Source organism: Pseudomonas sp. SF2, assembly GCF_036858055.1.
Classification (GTDB): Bacteria; Pseudomonadota; Gammaproteobacteria; order Pseudomonadales; family Pseudomonadaceae; genus Aquipseudomonas.
Genome location: NZ_JAMBDI010000016.1, coordinates 17684 through 40025 on the forward strand (window position 1 = coordinate 17684; position 22342 = coordinate 40025).

The following is a 22342-nucleotide window of genomic DNA, read 5'->3' on the forward strand; positions in this document are numbered from 1 at the left end:
AAGGGCGCGGCTTCACTGCGCCCTGCAGTGGAGCACGACAATGTCCGAACTCAACCTGTCCACCGACGAAACTCGCGTCAGCTACGGCATCGGCCGTCAGCTGGGCGGCCAGCTGCGCGACAACCCGCCACCAGGCGTCAGCCTGGAAGCCATCCTGGCCGGCCTGACCGACGCCTTCAACGGCGCCGACAGCCGCGTCAGCGAAGCCGACCTGTCGGCCAGCTTCAAGGTCATCCGCGACGTGATGCAAGCCGAAGCGGCTGCCAAGGCTGAAGCAGCAGCTGCTGCTGGCAAGGCATTCCTGGTCGAGAACGCCAAGCGTGACGGCATCACCACCCTGGCCTCGGGCCTGCAGTTCGAAGTGCTGACCGCCGGCGAAGGCGCCAAGCCGACCCGCGAAGACAACGTGCGCACGCACTACCACGGCACCCTGATCGATGGCACGGTGTTCGACAGCTCCTACGACCGTGGTCAGCCTGCTGAATTCCCGGTGGGTGGTGTGATCGCTGGCTGGACCGAAGCCCTGCAGCTGATGAACGCTGGCAGCAAGTGGCGCCTGTACGTGCCGAGCGAGCTGGCCTACGGCGCCCAAGGCGTTGGCAGCATCCCGCCGCACAGCGTGCTGGTATTCGACGTCGAGCTGCTCGACGTTCTGTAATACCCTCGGGGCCGCTTTGCGGCCCATTCGCGGGTGAACCCGCCCCCACAGGGACCTCACAATGCTTCAGAGCTGTGGGGCCCCTGTGGGAGCGGGTTCACCCGCGCAGAGGCCGGCCCTGCCAGCCTCAGTTCCAGTCCGTTCCCCCGGGGCGCAAGGCCCGCGCATAGCAGAACAGAAACAGATTGCGCACCAGCTCCTTGAGCACCCCCGGCTCACTCGAATTCAGCCCGCTCATGTCCAGGTCGCCCTGGTCACGCAGCTCGTCGAGCGCGTCTTCTTCAAGCACCGCGCACACTTCGCCGGTTTCCCGATGAAGGATGCGCAGATAGGGGTGAGGGCGGTCCAGCCAGGCGTCGATCAGATAAGTCATGGCTATTCTCCTTGGATAGCGGTTCCAATGAGAATAATTCTTATTATCTAAATAGCAAGCGCCAATTGGCGGTATTCGCGTTATCAGACTTTACGCACGAACTCGGACTTCAGCTTCATGGCGCCGATGCCGTCGATCTTGCAGTCGATGTCGTGGTCGCCATCGCACAGGCGGATGTTCTTGACCTTGGTGCCGACCTTGACCACCAGGGAGGAGCCCTTGACCTTGAGGTCCTTGATCACGGTGACGGTGTCGCCGTCCTGCAGGATGTTGCCGACCGAGTCCTTCTTCACCACCTCGTCGCTGGCCGCTTCGGCGTCGCCGCTGGCCGACCACTCGTGGGCGCATTCAGGGCAGATCAGCTGAGTGCCATCCTCATAGGTGTATTCGGAGTTGCATTTTGGGCAGGGTGGCAGAGTGCTCACTTCGGTTCCTCAAACAAACAGACGGTTGAAAGCCCACATTGTAAGAGGTATTTCTGATGAAGTGATTATGTCCGGACAAATGCTTCGCGGGTAAACCCGCTCCCCCAGATACAACATAGGCCCGGAGGCCTGTGATATCCCTGTGGGAGCGGGTTTACCCGCGAATGAAGGCGACTCGATCTGTCAGTGAGTACGCGCCACAGCAAACTCGCTCAGCTCGACCAGTGCATCACGGTATTCGCTGGCCGGCAGCACTTCCAGGCACTGGATGGCACGCTTCACATAGTCACGCGCCAGCTCCGCCGTGTAGTTCAGCGCACCCGACTCTTCGACCGCCACGCGAATCTGCTCCAGGTCCTCCAGGCCACCCTTCTGGATCGCCTGGCGTACCAGTGCAGCCTGTTCGGCGGTGCCTTCGCGCATGGTGTAGATCAGCGGCAGGGTGGGTTTGCCTTCGGCCAGGTCGTCACCGACGTTCTTGCCCAGGGTCTGCGAGTCGCCCTTGTAGTCCAGCAGGTCGTCGACCAGCTGGAACGCCACGCCCAGGTGATCACCGAAGGTACGCAGGGCCTCGCGCTGTTCGTCGCTGGCTTCGGCCAGCGCGGCGGCGCTGTGGGTCGAGGCTTCGAACAGCATCGCGGTCTTGCCGCGAATGACCTCCATATAGACTTCCTCGGTGGTGCTGGCGTCGCGTACCCGCGACAGCTGCAGCACTTCACCTTCGGCAATCACGCGGGTGGCCTTGGACAGGATCTGCATGACCGGCATCGAGCCCAGTTCGACCATCATCTCGAACGAGCGCGAATAGAGGAAGTCGCCCACCAGCACGCTCGGCGCGTTGCCCCACAGGGCATTGGCGGTGGAGCGGCCGCGGCGCATGCCGGACATGTCGACCACGTCGTCGTGCAGCAGGGTGGCGGTGTGCAGGAATTCGATGGTGGCAGCCAGCAGGCGCAGGTCGTCGCCCTCGCGGCCCAGGGCCTTGCCACACAGCAGCACCAGCAGGGGGCGCAGGCGTTTGCCACCGGCGGACGTGATATAGTCGCCGATCTTCGATACCAGCGGCACGCGCGAGGTCAGCTGCTTCTTGATGATCTCGTCGACGGCGCTGAAATCATCAGCCACCGCACGGTAGAAGGTTTGGGGTTGCATCGGCTGCTCCAGTGAGGTTGCGCGGCATGCTAGGTCGCGGGTCCCGGTGTGTCAAGGCGCGGTACCCGTGCGCCGGGGGCGGTACTTGCAAGCAAAACCGCGGTTGCGTACAATCGCGCACCCTAACTTCCTGGGCAGCACCTGCCTTACGCAATTGCGCCGGGCCGTTCCAGCCCTGTGCAGCCATGCCAGCCAATACTCATCATATAAAGCGCTGGGTGAGCAGGATTATCGGAGAAATACCATGTCTTACGCAGTAATCGTTACCGGCGGCAAGCAGTACAAAGTCGCTGAAGGTGAATTCCTCAAGATCGAAAAACTGGAAGTCGCCACTGGCGAATCCGTGACCTTCGATCGCGTCCTGCTGGTCGCCAACGGTGAAGAAGTCACCATCGGTGCTCCAGTTGTTGCTGGCGCTAAAGTAGTGGCCGAAGTCGTTTCGCAAGGCCGCCACGACAAGGTTCGCATCATCAAGTTCCGTCGTCGTAAGCACCACATGAAGCGTATGGGCCACCGCCAGTGGTTCACCGAGATCAAAATCACCGGTATCCAGGCTTAATCCCCTAGATCCCCTGAATTTATTTGGAGAATTGAACCATGGCTCACAAGAAGGCTGGTGGTAGTACTCGTAACGGTCGCGACTCAGAATCGAAACGCCTTGGCGTGAAGATGTATGGCGGCCAGGCTATCAAGCCAGGCAACATCATCGTCCGTCAGCGCGGCACCGAATTCCACGCTGGCTACGGTGTTGGCATGGGCAAGGATCACACCTTGTTCGCCAAGATCGAAGGCGTGATCAAGTTCGAGAAAAAAGGCGAGTTCATGCGCCGTTACGTGAGCATCGTCGCCGCTTAATCGCGACGTCGCTCCAGAAGCCCCGTCATGCGACGGGGCTTTTTCGTTTGTGGTGAGCCTCTTGCAAAGCTGTTTGTATGGGCTGCCGGCGTGGGTTTCTTCGGTCGTACGGGGCCGCCGCGCTCAGTTTTGCAAGAGCCTCAGGTTTTTCAGGTATTCAACTCGCCAGCAGGCGAGAGGCGGTTTTGAATGAAGTTTGTTGACGAAGTATCCATTCGGGTCAAGGCCGGTGATGGTGGCAACGGTTGCATGAGCTTCCGTCGCGAGAAGTTCATCGAGAACGGTGGCCCTAACGGTGGTGACGGTGGCGATGGTGGCTCGGTGTACATGGTCGCCGACGAAAACCTCAACACCCTGGTCGACTATCGCTACACCCGTCACCACGAGGCCCAGCGTGGCGCCAACGGTGGCAGCACCGACTGCACCGGCAAGAAAGGCGACGACCTGTTCCTGCGCGTGCCGGTCGGCACCACCGTGATCGACGCTTCCACCCAGGAAGTGATCGGTGACCTGGTCACCCCTGGCCAGAAGCTGATGGTCGCCCAGGGCGGCTGGCACGGTCTGGGCAACACCCGTTTCAAGTCCAGCACCAACCGTGCGCCGCGCCAGACCACCCCTGGCAAGCCGGGTGAGCAGCGCGACCTGAAGATGGAAATGAAAGTGCTGGCCGACGTCGGCCTGCTGGGCCTGCCGAATGCCGGCAAGAGCACCTTCATCCGCTCGGTTTCGGCCGCCAAGCCGAAAGTGGCCGACTACCCGTTCACCACCCTGGTGCCGAACCTGGGCGTGGTCAGCGTCGACCGCTGGAAGAGCTTCGTCATCGCCGACATCCCTGGCCTGATCGAAGGTGCTTCCGAAGGTGCCGGCCTGGGTATCCGCTTCCTCAAGCACCTGGCGCGCACCCGCGTGCTGCTGCATCTGGTGGACATGGCGCCGCTGGACGAAAGCAGCCCGGCCGATGCCGCCGAAGTCATCGTCAATGAGCTGACCCGCTTCAGCCCGTCGCTGGCCGAGCGTGAGCGCTGGCTGGTGCTGAACAAGGCCGACATGGTCATGGAAGACGAGCGCGACGAGCGGGTCAAGGAAGTGGTCGAGCACCTGCAGTGGGAGGGCCCGGTGTACGTGATCTCGGCCATCTCCAAACAGGGTACCGAAAAGCTCAGCCACGACCTGATGCGCTACCTCGAAGACCGCGCCGACCGCCTGGCCAACGACCCGGCCTATGCCGAAGAGCTGGCTGACCTCGACCAGCGCATCGAAGACGAAGCCCGTGCCCAGCTGCAGGCCCTGGACGACGCCCGTACCCTGCGTCGCACCGGCGTCAAGAGCGTGCACGACATCGGCGATGATGACGGTTGGGACGATGATTTCGAGGACGACGAAGACGGCCCGGAAATCATTTACGTGCGCGACTGACCGGTTGCAGTACACTAAACGCCGCTCCTTGGAGCGGCGTTTTTGTATCCACGGTATCTACAGATTCGACATAGGTTGGAAGAAGATGCGAAGCAAGGTGACGGGCGCCAAGCGCTGGGTCGTGAAGATTGGCAGTGCTCTGCTGACCGCCGATGGCAAAGGCCTCGACCGCGGTGCCATGGCCGTTTGGGTCGAGCAGATGGTCGCGCTGCGTGAGGCAGGCGTGGAGTTGGTACTGGTCTCCTCCGGGGCCGTGGCTGCCGGCATGAGCCAGCTTGGCTGGACCTCGCGACCGAGTGCGATGAACGAGCTGCAGGCCGCTGCCTCGATCGGCCAGATGCGCCTGGTGCAGGCCTGGGAGTCGAGCTTCGGCGAGCACGGCAAGCACACCGCGCAGATCCTGCTGACCCATGACGACCTGTCCGACCGCAAGCGTTACCTGAACGCCCGCAGCACCCTGCGCACGCTGGTCGACCTGGGCGTGGTGCCGGTAATCAACGAGAACGATACCGTGGTCACCGACGAGATCCGCTTCGGCGACAACGACACCCTGGCGGCGCTGGTGGCCAACCTGGTCGAGGCTGACCTGTTGGTGATCCTCACCGACCGCGATGGCATGTTCGATGCCGACCCGCGCAACAACCCCGACGCCCAGCTGATCTACGAGGCCCGCGCCGACGACCCGGCACTGGACGCCGTGGCCGGCGGTACCGGTGGCGCCCTGGGTCGTGGCGGCATGCAGACCAAGCTGCGCGCCGCGCGCCTGGCCGCCCGTTCCGGTGCCCACACCATCATCATCGGTGGCCGCATCGAGCGCGTGCTGGATCGCCTCAAGGCCGGCGAACGCCTGGGGACCTTGTTGTCGCCCGAGCGCGGCATGCTTGCCGCGCGCAAGCAGTGGCTGGCTGGCCACCTGCAGACCCGTGGCACCCTGGTGCTGGATGCCGGTGCCGTGCAGGCGCTGCGCCAGGCCAACAAGAGCCTGTTGCCGGTTGGCGTGAAGACCGTACAGGGCAGCTTCCGTCGTGGCGAGATGGTGGTGTGCGTCGGCCCGGACGGTGTTGAAGTGGCCCGCGGCCTGGCCAACTACAGCGCGCTGGAAGCGCAAAAGATCATCGGCCAACCATCCGATGTCATCGAAAGCGTGCTGGGCTATATCGCCGAGCCGGAACTGGTGCACCGCGACAATCTGGTGTTGGTATGAGCCTGTTCAAGCGCGTGTTCGGTGTGGCGGCACTGGTGCTGCCAATGCTGGCCGGGGCTGAGGAAATCGGCCAGGTGTCCACCGTGTTCAAGTTCCTCGGGCCGAACGACCGTATTGTGGTCGAGGCGTTCGACGACCCCAAGGTCGAGGGCGTGACCTGCTACCTGTCGCGGGCCAAGACCGGCGGCGTGAAGGGTGGGTTGGGGCTGGCGGAGGACCGGGCGGAGGCATCGATTGCCTGTCGTCAGGTCGGGCCGATCAACTTCAAGGGTGAGCTGAAGGATGGCGAGGAAGTGTTCAAGGAACGCACCTCGCTGGTGTTCAAGACCATGCAGGTGGTGCGCTTCCTGGACAAGAAGCGCAATACGCTGGTGTACCTGGTGTACAGCGACCGCATGATCGAAGGCAGCCCGCAGAATGCGGTGACCGCGATTCCGATTCTGCCTTGGGCTCATTGATAGCCTGACAGATCCTGGGAGGCCTTCGGCCTCCTATCGCGACACAAGGCCGCTCCCACATTGATCGGTGTACACCGGACCTTTGTGGGAGCGGCCCCAATTACCTCAGGCCAATTCCTCGGCCTGATGATCCTCACGCACAACCGCCTTCACCTCATCCCGACGGCTGATGAACTTCCAGTCCGCCTCGTCGATGTAGATGCCATTCGGCCCGCTACCACCTTCCAGGTCGATCGCCACCCGCGCCGACACCTGCGGCTTCACGCTCGCCAGGATCGGCACGAAGCCCAGCTGCAGGCTGGTTTCCAGCAGCGCAGCCTGGTTGCGTTCGTCGATGTCCGCCGCTTCGTCCAGGTAGTACGGCAGGCGGATGCGCCCGGCCAGGTCGCGGTCCATCAGGTGCAGCAACAGGTACATGTTGGTCAGCGCCTTGATGGTCATGGTGGTGCCGTTGGATGCCGCGCCGTCGATGTCGGCATGGATCACCGGCTGGCCGTTGACCTTGGTGATCTCGAACGCCAGCTCGAACAGGTCCTTCAGGCCCAGCTGGTTGTGGTTGGCCGCCACCAGCCGTGCCAGGTATTCCTTGGCCTCTTCGTTCTTGTTGTCCTGCTCGGCGCTCTGGGTCAGGTCGAACACCGACAGGGTTTCGCCTTCTTCGTACTGGCCGGCGCTGTGGATGATCTGGTCGATATGCTTGAGCGCTTCCTTGTTCGGCGCCAGCACCACGCGGAAGCTCTCCAGGTTGGATACCTGGCGCCTGTTGATCTCGCGGTTGAACAGGGCCAGCTGGTGCTCGAGGCTGTCGTAGTCGCTGCGGATGTTGCGCAGGGTCCGGGCGATGTCGGTGACCGCGGCGCGGCGGGCCTTGGCCAAGGTCAGGGCTTCGTCGGTGCGGTGCGCATAGGCGTTCACCAGCAGCTGCAGGCGGCGTTCCATGTCGTCTTCGCTGTCGAACTTGGCCACGCCTTTCAGGCGCACCTGGGCGTACAGCGCCTCGATCTGGTTGTCCACCCGCTGCAGGCTCTGCCAGCTGTCCTGGTAGTCGTTGAGCAGTGGCAGCAGGTTGTCCATCGAGTCGTCGATGGCTTCCATGTACGGTGTGCCGTAGGGCAGGTCGGCCGGCAGCAGCTGGCGACGGCGCAGGGCGTCTTCCAGGGTGCGCTGCTTGGCCTCGAGGTCGCCGATCTGCCGGCCGACCAGCTGCAGCTTGGCCGACAGTTGCTGGACACGTTCGGTGAAGGCGTCGCTGGAGCGCTTGAGTTCGTCCTGGGCGGCTTCCAGCTGCGACAGCTGTTCCAGCTTCTCGGGCTCTTCGGCGGCCAGGGTTTCGCTGCGGCGGAAGTCTTCCAGCGCTTTCTGCGCGTCCAGAACTTCCTGGTACAGGGCTTCGGTCTGCGCCTTGGAGGCGGAGCGGTCGGCGGCCACGGCTTGCTGGGTCTTGAGCTGCTTCAGCTCTTTTTCCAGGCGCTCCTTCTGGTCGCGCAGGGCGGCACGGTCGGCCAAGGCCTGCAGCGCCGGTGGGTCGATGTGCGACAGGTCGATGGACAGGCCTGGGGCTTCGAAACGTTCGCCCTTGAAGCCGTCGAGCACCGCTTCCAGCGATTTTACCCACAGGTCGCTGTCGTCCAGTTCGATGCCACGGTCGCCCAGCGGCAGGCTGAACAGCGCGCCGTTGAACAGGCGCATAAGGCGGTCGACGTCCTGCTGCGAAAACTCTTCGCGCAGGCGGGCATAGCTGTTGTTGTCGGCGTGGTCGAGCTGCTGCTTGACTTGCTTCAGGCGCTTTTCCAGGTCGCGCACGCGTTCGTCCAGGTCTTCGGCGCTGAACTGCCGCGACTGGGCCAGGGCACCGGCCAGTTCGTCGTGGGCGTCCTTGGCCGCCAGCAGTTGCTGCTCCAGCACCTTGACGTCATCGACCAGGGCAAAGCGGTGCTTGAGCACCGACAGCTCGCCCAGCCAGCGCTGGATACCGGTGATTTCACGCTCCAGGCGCATCAGCTCCTGGGTGCCGCCGCGCTGGTCGTTCTGCAGGCGGTCCTGCTCGCCACGGTAGTGCTCGGCCTGGATCACCAGCTCTTCCTTGCGCGCCATGGCGTATTCCTGCCAGGTGCCCAGCAGGGTGTCGAGCACTGGCGAAATGCGGTGCAGCTTGCCGCGCAGGATGTCGCGCTGGGCCACGCCACCGGCCAGGGCCTCGACCAGCGGGCCGGCGGCGACCAGGGCGTTGTAGTCCTGCTCCATGCGGCGCACGTCACGGAAGGCTTCCTCGCAGGCGGCGATGTAGTCGACGCTGCCGGAGCGCAGGCTGTGCTCGAAGGCATCGAGGAACAGTTGCTTGAGCTTGGCGGCGGTGATTTCGCGCATGTGCAGCAGGTTGATGAACAGCGCGCGGAAGGTTTTCAGGCTTTGCTCGCTGGTCGAGCGCAGCGGGATCATGGTCAGGTCCAGCGGCACCGAGGTGTGGCCGCCGACCAGCAGACGACGCAGTTCATCCGGCTTCAGCTCGTAGGCCTTGATGCCGAGGCGCTCAAGGTTGGTGAACAGCTCTTTCTGGCGCAGGCAGGTGTCGTTCTTCTGGTAGTGGGCCAGGTCCAGTTCGCCCTTGTAGGCAAAGAACTGGTGGCCGAAACCGCCGCCCGGGCCGCGGCCAACCACGCCGATCACGTGCGGGCCGTGGGGCAGGCTCAGCTCGCAGAGAATGTACGAGGTGTCGCTGGCGAAGTAGAAGCGGCGCGACTGCTCGAGGCTGTACTTGCCGAAGCTCATGTCCGACATGCGCGCCAGGATAGGGAATTGCAGGGCGTTGATCGACGCCGATTTACCCAGGTTGTTGGCACCGTAGACCGACAGCGGGTGTTCCAGCGGGAACAGGCCAAGGCTGTAGCCGGCGGTGTTGAGCAGTGCGAAGCGGCGGATGCCGTAGCGTTCCTGGCTCATGCGTCAATCTCCTGTTGCTCTTCGCGGATGGCCCGGGCCAGGGCTTGCTCTTCGCTTTCCTCGCCCTCGAACGGGCTGAGGTCGAGCGGGTCGTCGGTGCGGTTGAGTTCTTCGGGGCTTTCTTCCTCGACCAGTACCGGGGTCGGCAGCGGCAGGTCGCTGTGCAGGGTGGCCGCCAGGTCGCGGTCCTGCTGCACGGCCAGGCACACGTCGAGGAAGCGGTGCATCGGTGGCAGGAAGCGGTAGATGCCGCCTTCCTCGAAGGCGAAGCCGAGTTGGGTCATGCGGCGCAGGATTTTTTCTTCCAGCTCGTCCACGGTCTGCACTTCGGCCTGCAGGAACAGGTCGCGGTACTTGTCCAGCAGCGAGGGCAGTTCGTCACGGCCGATGCTGCCGCCATCGAGCACGGCCATCGGGTCGCGGCCCTGGTCGGCCAGGTGTTCGACCAGGATGAAGGTGAACAGCGACAGGCGCTGCGCGGTCTTGTTGACCTGCGCGGCGGTCATGTCCGGCACGAAGTAGTAGAAGCCACGGGTGTCGCACACCAGTTCGAAGCCCAAGGCCTTGAACAGGGTGCGGTACTGGTCCTGGAAGTTCGACAGCTGGGCGTACAGCTCGGGGTCGCGGCGGCTGACGTGGAAGCCTTTGAACAGCTCGCGGAAGATCGGCGCGAGCTGGGACAGTTCGGAAAGATCAAGATGCATGGGCTGGGCTCGCGTTGGATTCGGTAGGCGCGCTGGCGGCGTCTTCGCGGCTGGAGGTCAGGGCGAACGAGCGCAGGCTGACCAGGTGTTCCTGGGTGATGTACTCGCGGCGGTCGAGGCGTTCGCGCTTGAAGCGCTTTTCCCGCGACAGGCGCGAGAACCAGTACAGCAGCTCGTCGGTGGCGCCTTCGGGTTCCTGCTCCAGCAACCAGACCATCAGGTCGGGCAGCGGCAGGGCCTGTTCGCAGCGTTCGGCCATTTCCTTGACCGTGCGCGGTGCACGGGGCAGGGCGCCGGACTGGGTCTTGTGGGCCTTGGGGAAGCGCGCCGGCTTGGGCTCGAAGCGGGCCAGGGCGTAGACATAGGCCTCGACCTGGCTGGCGCTGCCGAGGAAGGTGCTTTGCGGGCGGGTGAACATCGGCATGGCCGCTTGCGGCACGGCGTCGATGCCCTTGCGCCGGATCACCGACAGGGCCAGTGCGGCGCCACGGGTCACGGCGTTGTGCCGGCGGGCCTCTTCGCGCAGCGGCAGCAGCAGTTCGCGGGCGTGGCGCAGGGTCAGCTGGGCGCTGGTCTGCATTTCCAGGATGCGCGCGTGGGTGCGCAGCAGCATGTCGTCGTCGACCAGGTGGCCCAGGCGCGCCTGTTCACCCAGCAGCTTCAGCAGTACGGTCTCGACCTTGCGTACACCCTGTTCGAAGGCGCCGTCGGCGTTGACCAGCTGGATCATCGGCTCGACGTACTCGTCCCAGGTCGCCAGTACTTCGGCATAGCGCTGGCGCAGCGGGATCTGGCGGTTGCTGGTCTTGGCCCGCTCGGCCACGGCCACCAGTGCCTGCTCGTCGTTGTCGAGCTTCTTCAGTACATCGCGCACGCGCATGTCGAGCAGGCGCAGCTGGCGCGCCAGGTCGTCGCTGTCGCGGTTGTCGAAGGCGTCCTGGATATGCCCGGCCAGGCGTTCCAGGTGGCGCAGGTAGGCTTCGATCTCCAGGCACAGGCCCAGCCGGTGTTCGCGGCGCAGGTAGGCGAGGAAGTCGTGGATCTGCGCGTTGAGCTCGAAACGGTTCGGACTCTTGGCCACCGGGACCAGGATATCCAGACGGATCCACACGTCGAGCAGCTGGGTGATGTCCTGCGGGGTGCTCTCGACCTGCTGGCGGGCCACATGCTGACGCAATTCGACCAGGCTCAGGGTGCCCTGGTCGAATCGCTCGCACAGCGGCTCGATCAGGGCCCAGTGTTCGGCTAGGGCGCGCAGGACGCGCTTGGGTTCGATCATTGGCTTCGACTCGTTGCCAAGAAAAAGGGGGCGATTGTACTGCATCCGGGGGGGAGGTTTTCACCCCTTGGTCTGTAATGAGAGATATCCATCATCCTTGTAGGGGATTCACTGGCCCTTTCGCGGGTGAACCCGCTCCCACAGGTACTGCACAAGGCCCTGTGGGAGCGGGTTCACCCGCGAAAGGGCCAGTACAGGCAACAAAAATCCGCCGACCAGTTGCGGCACTCGAATGCCAACGGCGTTAGAATGGTCAATTGTCTCCACCCCTCGGAAACCCGCCCCTTGCTCACCGAACCCCGTCGCCGCGCCTACCTTTCCGCCATGCAAGTGGTGCACTGGCTGCCGCGCGCCGAACTGCCGTTCGCTGCACCGTCGCGCCCCGAGCTGCTGCTGCCGGTGGCGCCGGTCGAGGCCCCCGATTTCGACGTCAGGCCGGTACCGGCTGCCAACGAGGCGCCCGCCGCCCCCCAGGCCCGTTCCGGCGAGCGGCCGAAAATCGAGATTCCGCGCCCGGGCAGTGCGCCCAAGCCTGCCGCAAAGCCCGCCGAGACCGAGGAGCAGGCCGCACCACCGCGCCCGGCCCCGGTGCCGCCCCCGCGCTTCTCGCTGCAGTTGCTGCGCGCTGGCAGTTGTTTGCTGCTGGTTGAACTGGCCACCGGCCAGCCGTTCCAGAGCCGCGATCCGTCCTATCTGCTGCTCAAGGACATGCTGCGCGCCGCCGGCCTGCCCGATGCCCCGCAGATCATCGGCGAGCCGGTGCGCTGGCCGCTGCTGGTGCGCGGCAACATGGACCAGGGCCCGGAGGCTGCGCGCGATTTCGTCCAGGGCTTTGTCCAGGCGCGCCTGGAGGACGCCCCGTGCACCTGCCTGTGGCTGATCGGCCTGCCGGCGCTGCGCTTTGCCGCCAATGCCGATGGCGATGCCTATTACCAAACCCTGAAGCTCGAGGGCCTGGGCGAAGCCTGGGCCTTGCCGGGCCTTGAACTGTTGATGGACGAGCCGCAGCGCAAGGCGGACGTCTGGAAAGCCATGCGCCAGCTGATGGCGCGCTGGAAGAGCGTTGAATGAGTGACTCGATCAGTTTCCGCCCGATGACCGAGGCGGATCTGGATGCCGTACTTAAGATCGAATATGCCGCGTTCAGTCATCCCTGGACCCGAGGTATCTTTCAGGATGCGCTCAAATCGTACGAAGTCTGGCTGATGTTCGACGGTCAGCAGCAAGTGGGCCATGGCGTGATCAACGTGATCATCGACGAGGCACATCTGCTCAACATTACCGTCAAACCGGAAAACCAGGGCCGCGGGCTGGGCCTGCGTCTGCTCGAACACCTGATGGCCCGGGCCTACCAGCTCAATGGCCGCGAATGCTTCCTGGAAGTGCGCGCCAGCAACCAGTCGGCCTACCGCTTGTACGAGCGCTACGGCTTCAACGAAATCGGCCGCCGCCGCGACTATTACCCGGTTGCCGGCGGCCGCGAGGATGCGCTGGTGATGGCCTGTACCCTGCTCGAAGACTGAGCAGGCCTGCACGGGCCCCTTCGCGGGCGTACCCGCGAAGAGACGGTATGCCGGTCACAGGTCCTGCGGCTGAGCCTCTATCGGCTTGGCCAGGTCGCGCAGGCTTCGGGTCACGCTGCCGGTATTGCATTTGGCTGCCGCCTGCTCTGGCGTGTACTTGCGCACGGTGCGGAAGAACAGCTCGCAGGTCTGTTTCTTCTGCGTCACCTGCCACTTGGTCGAGCAGGCGTCCAGCGTCAGCTTGGCATCGGCCCGTTGATTGCGCCCCATCCCCGCCTGCCAGCATGCCGCGGTCAGGTCCTGCCCCATCATTTTCAAGCCGGCGGCATTGGCTGCATCCTCGTTGCCACCGTGGCTGTCCTTGTTCGCCGCATACCAGATGGCGCTGGGGTGGTTGGCGCCCAGCACCGGCACCTTGGCCCCTGGCTGCGGGCTGATGCTGACCAGGCCCAGCACATCCACCTGCGGCCCGTACTGTTGCTGGATCCAGCTGCGTACCGGCGCGCCGAAGGCCACCATCGGCAGGGGCCTGGCGGGGTTCTGCAGGGTCATCTCGCTGACCATGCGCAGCTGGTAGTCCTTGAAGTAGCTGTAGGTGTCCTTCAGCGCTTCGCCCGCGCTGGCCGGTGCGGCGATGGGGGCGATATCGATGATGGTCTGGTAGGCCGGGGTCTGGCTGGCGTCGACGCCGTTGAATGTCAGCAGCTCGGCCCAGCGGTCGGTGGTGTTGGAGCGCAGGTAGTCCTGGGCCTGGGTCAGTGAGTAGTCCGGCGGGAAGTGCAGCAGTTCGATACTGCGGCGGTTCTGCAGGGCCATGCCCAGTGGCAGGAACAGGTACCAGTCGTAGGACCATTTGCCGTCCTTGTTCAGCCGGGTGGCCCCCTGATAGGCCAGTTCACCGCTGTCGAGCAGCTTGCGCAGCGGCTTGGCATAGCTGGCGGGTACACCACTGATGGTTGCGTGCAGGCGGTCATTGTCGCGGCTTACATGCACCTGGGCGGCGGCATGGCCGTCGCGGCGTACGCTCTGGGTCAGGTAGTGTTCGACGGTTTGCTCCAGGGTCCAGTCGCGATAACAGATCACGTGGCAGTTGTTGGGGAAGGCGAAGAGGCGGGTAACGCGCTGGGCGTCGCCCAGGTCGATGCGCGCGTCGGCGGCGGCAAGGCCGCTGAAGGCCAGGGCGGCGAGGCTCGGTAAGGCAATCTTGTGCATGCTTAACTCCTTGTTGGGCGCTGCCGTGTTCGGCAGTGTTGCACATACTGTGGCAGGGAGAGCAGGGATGAAAAGGGCTGGATGGTTGGCGCTGGCACTGGGCATGCTGTGTGCTGCAGCGCAGGCCGATGAGCGTGATCTGTGGTTGTTCGCGCAATGGGCCGGGGACCATCAGACCCGGCCGTTTCGCGAGATGCTGGTGGATGCGCGCCTGTATGGCGTGGTACCGATCCATCAGTTGCTGCGTTCGGCCTCGGACTGGAAGCTGTGCCACGCGTCACCCTTCGCCGTGCCACCTGCCAGCAACTGGCCTGCAGTGCGCTCGACGCTCTCGCTGATCAAGACGCTCGACGACCAGGGCATCCTGCGCCAGTTCGAGGTGGTTTCGGCCTACCGCGACCCACGCCTGAACGTCTGCGCCGGCGGGGCAGCCAACAGCGCCCACACCCGTGCCTTCGCCGTCGATATCCTGCTACCCGCCTGGGCGGACCCCAACCCGCTGTGCCGTTTCTGGCAGCAGTATGGCCAGGCCTGGAACATGGGCCTGGGGCGCTATCCGTCCGGGCGTATTCATGTAGATACCGCGGGTTACCGCACCTGGGGTGGTGATGGCCGTTCGGGTTCGTCGTTCTGTATCAAGCCCAGATGAGCCAGGCAGCCCCGGCATTCGCCCATCACCCATGCGGCGAAGCGCTGGCGCTTGCCGCCGTCTTCCAAGGGCTGCGGGCTGAGCAGGTGGTAGGCCGAGCCGTCGCGTACAAAGCCGAATGGCGCCTGCAACTGCCCGCTGTCGAGTTCGTCACGCACCATCAGGGCTGAGGCCATGGCCAGGCCCAGGCCGGCGCTGGCAGCCTGAATCGACAGGTAGAAATGCTCGAAGTCGCTGCGCTCGGTGTGCCGAGCCTGCTGGCCGCTCAGGCGCAGCCAGGTGGGCCAGGCCCCGGGGCGGGTGGCGCTGTGCAGCAGGCGTTGGCCTTCAAGCTGGATGGGGGAGGTGGGGTGACACACCGGGCCGATCCATTCGTCGCAGATTTTCTGGTTGTACAGCTGCTTGTCCCAGTGGAAGTCGTCGCGGCGAATTGCCAGGTCGACACCGCTGCGGGCGAAGTCCAGGGGCCCGCCTGCGGCCACCAGGTGCAACTGCAGGTCGGGGTGGGCGGCATGGAAGCGGGGCAGGCGGGGGATCAGCCAGCGCATGGCAATGGTCGGTTCGCACGACAGCACCAGCACGTTGTCGCGGGCCTGTTGCTGCAAACGCTGCACGGCGCCTTCGAGCTGCTCGAATATCGCCTGGGTGGTGCCCTGCAAGGCGCGACCGGCAGGGGTGAGGAAAATGGCCCGGTTGCGGCGCTCGAACAGCTCCACGCCAAGGCTTTCTTCAAGCAGGCGCACCTGGCGGCTGACCGCGCCGTGGGTGACGTGCAGGTGCTCGGCGGCGCGCACGAAACTCTCGGTTTTGGCGGCGATGTCGAAGTAGCGGAAGGCGTTGAGTGGAGGCAGTTTCATGGCATCCCTGGTTACCTGTACCGGCCTCTTCGCGGGTAAACCCGCTCCCACAGGAACTTCTCCGAACCTGAGGGCGGCGCATCACCTGTGGGAGCGGGTTTACCCGCGAGAGGCCGGCACAGGTTCTATATAACTGTGAGGAAAGCTATCAGATTTGCTTCACTATAAATCGATTTTTCCCGGGCTATAAGCTCTCGATAATTGCGTGGTCTGTGCATTTCCATCGCCTATCGAGAGCCACCAGCATGACCGAACTCATCGCCGTCGCCCTGTTCACCCTGCTCGCCGTCATCAGCCCTGGTGCCGACTTCGCCATGGTCACCCGCAGTAGTTATGCACAAGGCCGCAAGGCCGGGCTGGCTGCCGCCGTGGGCATTGCATTGGGGGTGCAGGTGCATGTCCTGTACACGGTGCTGGGCATCGCGGTGATCATCAGCCAGAGCCCGGCCTTGTTCCTGGGCATGAAAGTGCTAGGCGCGGGTTACCTGGTTTATCTGGGCTACCAGTCGCTCACCAACACCCGGCGCATCAGCCTAGACGGGGGCGCTGCATCCGCCGCCAGCGTGACGCAGGCCCTGCGCACGGGCTTTCTGACCAACGCCTTCAACCCCAAGACCATGCTGTTCGTCATCAGCGCCTTCACCCAGGTGGTGAAGCCCGGTAGCCCGCTGGTGCTGGATTTTGCCTACGGCGCTTTCATGTCCGTTGCTCACTGGCTGTGGTTCAGCCTGGTGGCGGTGTTCTTCTCCAGCACGGCATTGCGCAAGGCGATGATCGAGCGGCAGATGCTGGTGGACCGGGTGATCGGTGTGGCGCTGATAGGGCTTGGCCTGGCCGTGGCTGTTACCGGCATGCGTTGAGGCGGGAGAAAGAGGGCAGGCCTGTGGTATTTTTCGCAGGCAAAGAAAAAGGGCCTACCTTGCGGTAAGCCCTTTGTCTTGTTTGGTGGCTACACAGGGACTTGAACCCCGGACCCCAGCATTATGAATGCTATGCTCTAACCAACTGAGCTATGTAGCCGATGGCGCGCATTATTCTCTTGAACGGCCCCCCTGTCAACACTCATTTCAAAAAAAATTTGCACGCTTTCAAAAACTTAGCGGCCAGGCCCGCTTTCTGCGTGGCCCAACGGCATGTCGCTGGCTTTCAGGTGCCCGTTGCGCCAGCTGCCGACGGCCTTGAGGTCGGCTTTGCGCACCGGGCCGATACGCGAGCCATCGAAGGTTACCCGCTCGCCCGCCGACACCAAGCGCTGTTCGCCGCCCTGGATAACCATTGCCTGGCCACTGAGCACCACCAGTTCGTCATGGCCTGCATGGCGGGCGACCTGCAGGCGGGTACCGAACACCTGAATGCGCGCATCGCCCACTGTCACCTCCATGGCCCGGCCGTCGAGCATCACTTCCAGGTACACCTGGCCCTGCACCAGTTGTAGTTCGCGTGTACTGCCGCGCAGGTCGGCGTTCATCGCGCTGGCGCTATCCAGGTGCAGAGTGGTGCCATCGGCCAGGCGCAGGCTGCGAAGTTCACCTGCATCGGTATGCAATTGGCTGCCCAGGCGCTGCATCAGCGGCCAGTACAGGTATGCGGCAGCGCCCAGCCCCAGCAGGAACAGCAGCGCCAGCCATTTGCCCAAGTGGCTGCGGCGCGCATTGATCTGGCGCGGGCGGGGGCGAGTGGTCGGCGGCTGCAATTGCCTGGCGGGCATCGGGCTCATGAATTCGGTCTGCTCGCGATAGGGGCCGTTTCGCCCAACGATGACAGGGGAATGGGCCGATGATGCTAATTATATTGAGAAGCATTTACAAGTGCGCTGCGACAGATGAATAAAAAAGTTAGCTAAGTATCTATTCGTTTCCCGATAATCGGATCCCAAACTACGGATGGAGAGTCGGCACATGGCTATCAGTAGCGCCTCCACGGCGCCCACCAGTGCGGCGTCGAGCCAAGCCACGCCGCTGGTGATGCGCATCATCGGTTTCTGCGCCCTGGCGCACCTGATCAATGACCTGATCCAGTCGGTGCTGCCGGCGATCTACCCGATGCTCAAGGCCAACTACGACCTGAGTTTCGCCCAGATCGGCATGATCACCCTGACGTTCCAGATCACCGCTTCGCTGCTGCAGCCTTGGGTCGGCTTCTTCACTGATCGCCGCCCGGCACCGAACCTGTTGCCGCTGGGTACCCTGTGCACCCTGGTGGGTATCGTGATGCTGGCCTTCGTCGGCAGCTTCCCGATGATTCTGCTGGCCTCGGCGCTGGTGGGTATCGGCTCGTCGACCTTCCACCCGGAGACCTCGCGTATCGCGCGCCTGGCCTCGGGTGGGCGCTTCGGCCTGGCCCAGTCGACCTTCCAGGTCGGCGGCAACACCGGCTCGGCCCTGGGCCCGTTGCTGGCGGCGGCCATTGTCATTCCGTTCGGCCAGAGCCACGTGGCCTGGTTCGGCCTGGCTGCGCTGTTCTTCCTCGGCGTCACCCTGATGCTGCGTGGCTGGTACAAGGAGCACCTCAACCAGGCCAAGGCGCGCAAGGCAGTGCAGGCGACCCACGGCATTTCCCGCGGGCGGGTGATCGTGGCGCTGATCGTGCTGGGCCTGCTGGTGTTCTCCAAGTACTTCTACATGGCCAGCTTCACCAGCTACTTCACTTTCTACCTGATCGAGAAGTTCGATGTGTCGGTGGCCAGTTCGCAGCTGCACCTGTTCCTGTTCCTCGGTGCGGTGGCGGCAGGAACCTTCTTCGGCGGACCGATCGGTGACCGGATCGGGCGCAAGGCGGTGATCTGGTTCTCGATCCTTGGCGTGGCGCCGTTCACCCTGGTGCTGCCGTATGCCGACCTGTTCTGGACCACGGTGTTGAGCGTGGTGATCGGCTTTATCCTGGCCTCGGCGTTTTCCGCGATCGTGGTGTATGCGCAGGAGCTGGTGCCGGGCAGCGTGGGCATGATTGCCGGGATCTTCTTCGGGCTGATGTTCGGTTTTGGCGGTATTGGCGCGGCGCTGCTGGGGTATGTGGCAGACCTGCGCGGTATCGAATATGTGTATGGGCTGTGCTCGTTCCTGCCGTTGTTCGGCGTGTTGGCGGTGTTCTTGCCGAGTACCGGTAAGCGCTGATATTGCCGGGGCTGCTTTGCAGCCCATCGCCGGCAAGCCAGCTCCCCACCTCGACCACATCGGCCTCAAGCCATGCGCAGTCCCTGTAGGAGTCTGGCTTGCCGGCGACGGGGCGCAGCGGCCCCCGACGATTGACGGCCTGACACCCTTGGCCTAGAGTGCCGCCTCTTTCCAGACCACCTGCGTAGTAGCCAAAGCAATGTGCCGTACCCAGTCCCTGCCAAACACCCGCCAGCCGGCCCTCCAGGCCCTGCGTCGTGCGTGGCCGAGCGACACGGTGCTCAAGCGTCGCCGCAGCGTGCTGTTTGCCTTCACCTTCTCGCCACACCTCGCCTGAACTGATCTGCGCTTACGCGTCGCTCGCCGCCCTGGCGTGCGCGCCTGTGTCTGCACGTCTTTTCGGTCTGCAAGGAGTGGTACATGAACATGCGTTTGCTGGCGGGCTTGTTGTTCGCCGTTTCGGTCGTGGGTTTCAGTTTGGGGGCCAGCCTGCCGCTGGTGTCGTTGCGCCTGCATGAGGCCGGTGCAAGTACCCTGGAAATCGGCATCATCTCGGCCATACCCGCCGCGGGCATGATGCTCTCGGCGTTCCTGGTCGACGCCTGCTGTCGCCACCTCACCCGGCGCACCATCTACCTGCTGTGCTTCAGCCTGTGCACGCTCAGCATTGCCTTGCTCGAGTCGTCGTTCGGCTCGCTGTGGCTGCTGGCGCTGTTGCGCCTGGGCCTGGGGCTGGGCATGGGGATCGCCATCATCCTCGGCGAGTCGTGGGTCAACGAGCTGTGCCCGGAGCACAACCGCGGCAAGATCATGGCCCTGTACGCCACCAGCTTTACCGGTTTCCAGGTGCTCGGCCCGGCCATGCTGGCGGTGCTGGGCGCCGACAGCCCATGGATCACCGCTGTGGTCACCGCCTGCTATGGCCTGGCGCTGCTGTGCATCGTGCTGACCGTGCCCAACGACCATGTGGAACATGAAGAGGGTGAAAAGAGCTTCGGCCTGGCCGGTTTCTTCCGCGTGGCGCCGGCGTTGTGCGTGGCGGTGCTGTTCTTCTCGTTCTTCGATGCCGTGGTGCTGTCGCTGCTGCCGGTGTATGCCACCAGCCATGGCTTTGCCGTGGGTGTGGCGGCGCTGATGGTGACCGTGGTGTTTGCCGGCGACATGGTGTTCCAGTTGCCGCTCGGCTGGTTGGCCGACCGGGTGGAGCGCACCGGGTTGCACCTGGTATGCGGGCTGCTGGCGATGGCGATCGGTATCGGCCTGCCCTGGCTGCTGAACATGACCTGGCTGCTGTGGCCGCTGCTGGTGCTGCTGGGCGCAGTGGCAGGGGGTATCTACACCCTGGCGCTGGTGCTGATCGGGCAGCGCTTCAAGGGCCAGGACCTGGTCACCGCCAATGCCAGCGTGGGGCTGCTGTGGGGCGTGGGTAGCCTGGTCGGGCCGCTGGTGAGCGGTGCGGCGATGGATGTGGCGCCGCATGGTCTGCCCATCGCACTGGCGCTGATGGCCGGGTTGTTCGTGTGCTTTGCCCGGCAGTCCTACCGGCGCGCGGGGCGGTTGCGGATGATTGCCGACTGACGGTCAGGAATTGGTTGCGCAAGAACCGGCGTTTGCCCGATGAGCGGCTGCGCTAAGCTGGACCTGCAATCGACTTGATGGAGGTTCCATGATCCTGGCCGACCTTTCGCCTGACGCCTACCGCGAGGCCACCGAATACCTGGCGGCGCTGGACCCGGACTGGGCACGGCATATCGCAGCGACCGGGCCTTGCCTGCACCAGGCCACGCCGGGGCGGGAGCCTTATGAGGTGTTGGTGCGGGCGATCGCCTACCAGCAACTGCATGCCCGTGCTGCCGAGGCAATTCTTGGGCGCTTGCTGGCGCTGTTCCCGGAGGCTGCGTTCCCAGGGCCAGAGCAATTGTTGGCGGTTACACCGGAAACCATGCGCGCCTGTGGTTTTTCCGCGAGCAAGCTGGCGACGATCCAGGGCATTGCCCAGGGCCGTCTGGAGGGTGTGGTGCCGACCCGGGAGGAGGCACTGGCCATGTCTGACGAGGCGTTGATCGAACGGCTGGTGACATTGCGCGGGGTAGGGCGGTGGACGGTGGAGATGTTGCTGATCTATAGCCTGGCGCGTTCGGACGTGCTGCCGGTGGACGATTTTGGCGTGCGCGAGGGGTATCGGCGGATGAAGGGGCTGGACACGGCGCCGACGCCGGCGCAGATGCGTTCGCTGGGCGGCGGTTGGCGGCCGTACCGCACCGTGGCGGCCTGGTACCTGTGGCGGGCCTGAGGTTTTGCACTGCCTGGGCCGGTCTCTTCGCGGGTAAACCCGCTCCCACAGGGATTTCCACAGCCTGGAATGTCTATGCAGTACCTGTGGGAGCGGGTTCACCCGCGAAAGGGCCGGCACAGGCGACAACCAATCTGGACATTTACTAATGAACCCCTACACCACCCCCGACCAACGCTGGCAAGCCGTAGAATCCCGCGAAACCGCCGCCACCGGCCACTTCGTCTACGCCGTGCGCACCACCGGGATCTACTGCCAGCCCGGCTGCAAATCACGCCTTGCCAAGCGAACCAACGTCGAGTTCTACGACACCCCAGCCGCCGCCGAAGCCGCCGGCTACCGCGCCTGCAAACGTTGCACCGCCACCAGCAACCCCAGCGCCACCCGCCACAGCCAGTTAATCACCCGCGCCTGCCGCCTGATCGAAGCCAGCGACCCCGCCCCCGGCCTCGACCAACTCAGCGCCCAACTGGCTGTCAGCCCTTTCCACCTGCACCGCCTGTTCAAGGCCGAAACCGGGCTTACCCCCAAGGCCTACGCCACCGCCTTCCGCGCCCGGCGCCTGCGCGCGCACCTGGAAGATGGCCAGCGCTCGGTCACCGATGCCATCTACGATGCCGGCTACAACTCCAACAGCCGCTTCTACGAAAGCGCCGACCAGCGCCTGGGCATGCGTCCGCGGCAATACCGCGCCGGCGGCGCCGGGGCAACCATCCACTTCGCTCTCGGCCAGTGCTCTCTGGGTGCGATCCTGGTCGCCCAGAGCGAGAAGGGCATTTGCGCGATTCTGCTGGGCGACGACCCCGAGGCCCTGCTGCACGACCTGCAGGACCAGTTCCCCAAGGCCCGGCTGATCGGCGGCGACAGCGCCTACGAACGGCTGGTTGCCGAAGTGGTGGGCTTCGTCGAAGCGCCGGCACTGGGCCTGGCCCTGCCACTGGATGTGCAAGGCACGGCCTTCCAGGAACGGGTGTGGCAGGCCCTGCGCGAGGTGCCGGCCGGCAGCCGGGTCAGCTACACCGACATCGCCGAGCGCATCGGTGCACCCAAGGCGGTGCGCGCGGTGGCCATGGCCTGCGCGGCCAACCACATCGCCGTGGCCATCCCCTGTCATCGGGTAGTGCGTCGGGACGGCGACATCAGCGGCTACCGCTGGGGCGTCGAGCGCAAACAGCAACTGCTCAAGCGAGAAACGGCACTCTCCTGATCGCGTGAAGCCGAGTAGAATCCG

23 protein-coding genes, 1 tRNA gene and 1 pseudogene are annotated in these 22342 nt (G+C 64.3%); 15 read left to right on the forward strand and 10 right to left on the reverse strand.

The features are described from left to right. The first annotated feature begins 40 nt into the window (after positions 1 to 40). The gene (locus tag M2S36_RS11270) at positions 41 to 658 is read left to right on the forward strand and encodes an FKBP-type peptidyl-prolyl cis-trans isomerase (protein WP_025337633.1); all 618 of its coding nucleotides are present in this window, start codon (positions 41 to 43) and stop codon (positions 656 to 658) included. 127 nt (positions 659 to 785) lie between these two features. On the opposite strand, the gene M2S36_RS11275 is transcribed toward M2S36_RS11270, so the two are convergent. The 3 genes from M2S36_RS11275 to M2S36_RS11285 all read right to left on the reverse strand — a co-directional run bounded on the left by M2S36_RS11275 (position 786) and on the right by M2S36_RS11285 (position 2608). Beyond that, complete coding sequence (locus tag M2S36_RS11275) at positions 786 to 1031, reverse strand: PA4570 family protein (protein ID WP_207832342.1); 246 nt, start codon at positions 1029 to 1031, stop codon at positions 786 to 788. Positions 1032 to 1114: 83 nt separating this feature from the next. Then, on the reverse strand, positions 1115 to 1456 hold the full coding sequence (locus M2S36_RS11280; protein WP_009686103.1) for a zinc ribbon domain-containing protein YjdM: 342 nt from the start codon (positions 1454 to 1456) through the stop codon (positions 1115 to 1117). A gap of 183 nt (positions 1457 to 1639) precedes the next feature. Next, a complete protein-coding gene (locus M2S36_RS11285) occupies positions 1640 to 2608 on the reverse strand; it encodes a polyprenyl synthetase family protein (RefSeq protein WP_207832344.1) in 969 nt (322 codons plus the stop codon). 244 nt (positions 2609 to 2852) lie between these two features. Here M2S36_RS11285 and rplU point away from each other — a divergent pair, with 244 nt between their 5' ends. The 5 genes from rplU to M2S36_RS11310 all read left to right on the forward strand — a co-directional run bounded on the left by rplU (position 2853) and on the right by M2S36_RS11310 (position 6541). Further along, positions 2853 to 3167 (forward strand): 50S ribosomal protein L21, encoded by a 315-nt coding sequence (gene rplU, locus M2S36_RS11290; RefSeq protein WP_003247466.1) that lies wholly within the window; start codon positions 2853 to 2855, stop codon positions 3165 to 3167. Between the two features lie 38 nt (positions 3168 to 3205). Continuing rightward, positions 3206 to 3463: a 50S ribosomal protein L27 gene (gene rpmA, locus M2S36_RS11295; protein WP_046616804.1), complete on the forward strand. Its 258-nt coding sequence runs from the start codon at positions 3206 to 3208 to the stop codon at positions 3461 to 3463. A 189-nt stretch (positions 3464 to 3652) separates the two neighbouring features. Continuing rightward, positions 3653 to 4879, forward strand: coding sequence for an Obg family GTPase CgtA (gene cgtA / locus M2S36_RS11300; RefSeq protein ID WP_333957175.1), 1227 nt, complete (start codon positions 3653 to 3655; stop codon positions 4877 to 4879). 85 nt (positions 4880 to 4964) lie between these two features. Then, positions 4965 to 6083, forward strand: a complete 1119-nt coding sequence (gene proB, locus M2S36_RS11305; protein ID WP_063911189.1) for a glutamate 5-kinase — start codon at positions 4965 to 4967, stop codon at positions 6081 to 6083. Then, positions 6080 to 6541, forward strand: a complete 462-nt coding sequence (locus M2S36_RS11310; RefSeq protein ID WP_233693826.1) for a CreA family protein — start codon at positions 6080 to 6082, stop codon at positions 6539 to 6541. The genes proB and M2S36_RS11310 overlap by 4 nt, the downstream gene beginning before the upstream one ends. Before the next feature lie 105 nt (positions 6542 to 6646). On the opposite strand, the gene mksF is transcribed toward M2S36_RS11310, so the two are convergent. From mksF to mksB, 3 genes are read right to left on the reverse strand one after another with little or no spacing between them, the layout of a single operon-like run. Next, on the reverse strand, positions 6647 to 9481 hold the full coding sequence (gene mksF / locus M2S36_RS11315) for an Mks condensin complex protein MksF (protein ID WP_063911190.1): 2835 nt from the start codon (positions 9479 to 9481) through the stop codon (positions 6647 to 6649). Next, positions 9478 to 10185, reverse strand: coding sequence for an Mks condensin complex protein MksE (mksE, locus tag M2S36_RS11320; RefSeq protein ID WP_063911191.1), 708 nt, complete (start codon positions 10183 to 10185; stop codon positions 9478 to 9480). Before mksE ends, mksF begins: the two co-directional genes overlap by 4 nt. Then, a complete protein-coding gene (mksB, locus tag M2S36_RS11325) occupies positions 10175 to 11464 on the reverse strand; it encodes an Mks condensin complex protein MksB (protein ID WP_024086237.1) in 1290 nt (429 codons plus the stop codon). The genes mksE and mksB overlap by 11 nt, the downstream gene beginning before the upstream one ends. Positions 11465 to 11749: 285 nt before the next feature. Between mksB and M2S36_RS11330 the strand changes: the two genes are divergently transcribed. Both M2S36_RS11330 and rimI read left to right on the forward strand, forming a co-directional pair. Then, positions 11750 to 12535: an energy transducer TonB gene (locus tag M2S36_RS11330; RefSeq protein ID WP_207832348.1), complete on the forward strand. Its 786-nt coding sequence runs from the start codon at positions 11750 to 11752 to the stop codon at positions 12533 to 12535. After that, positions 12532 to 12987 (forward strand): ribosomal protein S18-alanine N-acetyltransferase, encoded by a 456-nt coding sequence (rimI, locus tag M2S36_RS11335; RefSeq protein ID WP_046616794.1) that lies wholly within the window; start codon positions 12532 to 12534, stop codon positions 12985 to 12987. Before M2S36_RS11330 ends, rimI begins: the two co-directional genes overlap by 4 nt. 54 nt (positions 12988 to 13041) lie before the next feature. Here the strand turns inward: rimI and M2S36_RS11340 are convergent, their stop codons facing one another. Next, positions 13042 to 14199, reverse strand: a complete 1158-nt coding sequence (locus M2S36_RS11340; protein ID WP_207832350.1) for a hypothetical protein — start codon at positions 14197 to 14199, stop codon at positions 13042 to 13044. A 67-nt stretch (positions 14200 to 14266) separates the two neighbouring features. On the opposite strand from M2S36_RS11340, the gene M2S36_RS11345 reads away from it, so the two are divergent. After that, the gene (locus tag M2S36_RS11345) at positions 14267 to 14848 is read left to right on the forward strand and encodes a D-Ala-D-Ala carboxypeptidase family metallohydrolase (RefSeq protein WP_333957176.1); all 582 of its coding nucleotides are present in this window, start codon (positions 14267 to 14269) and stop codon (positions 14846 to 14848) included. Here M2S36_RS11345 and M2S36_RS11350 read toward each other — a convergent pair. Next, on the reverse strand, positions 14788 to 15705 hold the full coding sequence (locus M2S36_RS11350; RefSeq protein WP_333957177.1) for a LysR substrate-binding domain-containing protein: 918 nt from the start codon (positions 15703 to 15705) through the stop codon (positions 14788 to 14790). The genes M2S36_RS11345 and M2S36_RS11350 overlap by 61 nt on opposite strands. 245 nt (positions 15706 to 15950) lie before the next feature. On the opposite strand from M2S36_RS11350, the gene M2S36_RS11355 reads away from it, so the two are divergent. Next, positions 15951 to 16565, forward strand: a complete 615-nt coding sequence (locus M2S36_RS11355; RefSeq protein WP_207832355.1) for a LysE family translocator — start codon at positions 15951 to 15953, stop codon at positions 16563 to 16565. Positions 16566 to 16648: 83 nt separating this feature from the next. Here the strand turns inward: M2S36_RS11355 and M2S36_RS11360 are convergent. Both M2S36_RS11360 and M2S36_RS11365 read right to left on the reverse strand, forming a co-directional pair. After that, positions 16649 to 16725 (reverse strand) — tRNA-Met (locus M2S36_RS11360). Positions 16726 to 16828: 103 nt separating this feature from the next. Then, positions 16829 to 17422 (reverse strand): annotated as a pseudogene (locus tag M2S36_RS11365) (FecR family protein); the annotation flags it as partial. A gap of 181 nt (positions 17423 to 17603) precedes the next feature. Here M2S36_RS11365 and M2S36_RS11370 point away from each other — a divergent pair. The 5 genes from M2S36_RS11370 to ada all read left to right on the forward strand — a co-directional run bounded on the left by M2S36_RS11370 (position 17604) and on the right by ada (position 22318). Next, positions 17604 to 18818: an MFS transporter gene (locus M2S36_RS11370; protein ID WP_233693828.1), complete on the forward strand. Its 1215-nt coding sequence runs from the start codon at positions 17604 to 17606 to the stop codon at positions 18816 to 18818. A 199-nt stretch (positions 18819 to 19017) separates the two neighbouring features. Next, positions 19018 to 19155 carry a hypothetical protein gene (locus tag M2S36_RS11375; RefSeq protein ID WP_233688085.1) on the forward strand — a complete coding sequence of 46 codons (138 nt, stop codon included), beginning with the start codon at positions 19018 to 19020 and terminating at the stop codon, positions 19153 to 19155. Positions 19156 to 19238: 83 nt separating this feature from the next. After that, positions 19239 to 20396, forward strand: a complete 1158-nt coding sequence (locus M2S36_RS11380; RefSeq protein ID WP_233688084.1) for an MFS transporter — start codon at positions 19239 to 19241, stop codon at positions 20394 to 20396. A gap of 88 nt (positions 20397 to 20484) precedes the next feature. Further along, positions 20485 to 21111, forward strand: a complete 627-nt coding sequence (locus tag M2S36_RS11385) for a DNA-3-methyladenine glycosylase family protein (protein ID WP_207832363.1) — start codon at positions 20485 to 20487, stop codon at positions 21109 to 21111. A 148-nt stretch (positions 21112 to 21259) separates the two neighbouring features. Further along, entirely contained in the window at positions 21260 to 22318 is a 1059-nt protein-coding gene (gene ada / locus M2S36_RS11390) for a bifunctional DNA-binding transcriptional regulator/O6-methylguanine-DNA methyltransferase Ada (RefSeq protein WP_207832365.1), read from the forward strand. Positions 22319 to 22342 lie beyond the last annotated feature (24 nt).